This window comes from Mycobacterium sp. SP-6446 (assembly GCF_001954045.1).
Classification (GTDB): domain Bacteria; phylum Actinomycetota; class Actinomycetes; order Mycobacteriales; family Mycobacteriaceae; genus Mycobacterium.
Window position 1 is genome coordinate 1 of sequence record NZ_MBEM01000236.1, and the last position, 708, is coordinate 708.

The 708-nt window shown below is 66.1% G+C and carries 2 pseudogenes; one reads left to right on the top strand and one right to left on the bottom strand.

What is annotated here, in order from left to right:
* Positions 1-350 (bottom strand): annotated as a pseudogene (locus A5736_RS21585) (dihydrodipicolinate reductase); the annotation flags it as partial.
* Positions 351-514: 164 nt separating this feature from the next.
* Between A5736_RS21585 and A5736_RS21590 the strand changes: the two are divergent.
* Positions 515-708: pseudogene (locus A5736_RS21590) on the top strand (dihydrodipicolinate reductase); the annotation flags it as partial.

The following is a 708-nucleotide window of genomic DNA, read 5'->3' on the forward strand; positions in this document are numbered from 1 at the left end:
GGCGCTACATACGAGGGCGGATACACCAGACTCGTCGACGACGTCGACACGACGTTGATCCCCGCCTCCAGCAGCCGCAAGTAGTCGGGCACGGCGGCGCCGTCGCGCTCGGGGCCGCTGGCCGCGTAGATGACGCAATCGGGTTTGAGGGCGATCAGCGCGTCGGCATCGCTGGTGGCGGCGAGGCCGATCGGCTCGCCGTTGGCGAGTTCGCCGGCGTCCCTGCCGACCTTCTCCGCGGAGTGCACCCACACGCCGACCAGATCCAGATCGGGGCGTCGGTGGATGGTGCGGATCGCGATCGACCCGATGCCGCCCGTCGCCCAGACCACTACCCGCTGGGTCGTCATCCTGTTCCTCCTGTTAAGAGAGTAGGCACTATCCTAATGAACAAATCTTAGGTTATGGTGCTGTTGATGCTCACGCTGAGGTTCGACCTGCGTGCTCCGAGTTGGGCTGGGCCGGCCGCCGACTACGTGCGCCGCGGGCGCTCATGAGTAGGGAGGTGAACCCTATGCGTACCGTCGTGTGGTCGACGGGGGGAGTCGGGTCGATCGCCATCGATGCGATCCGCCGCCGGCCAGACCTGGAACTCGTTGGGGTATGGGTGCATTCGCCCGACAAAGTCGGCAAGGACGCCGGGGAATTGGCCGGCATCGAGCCGCTGGGTATCGCGGCTACCAACGATGCCGACGCGCTGATCGCCCT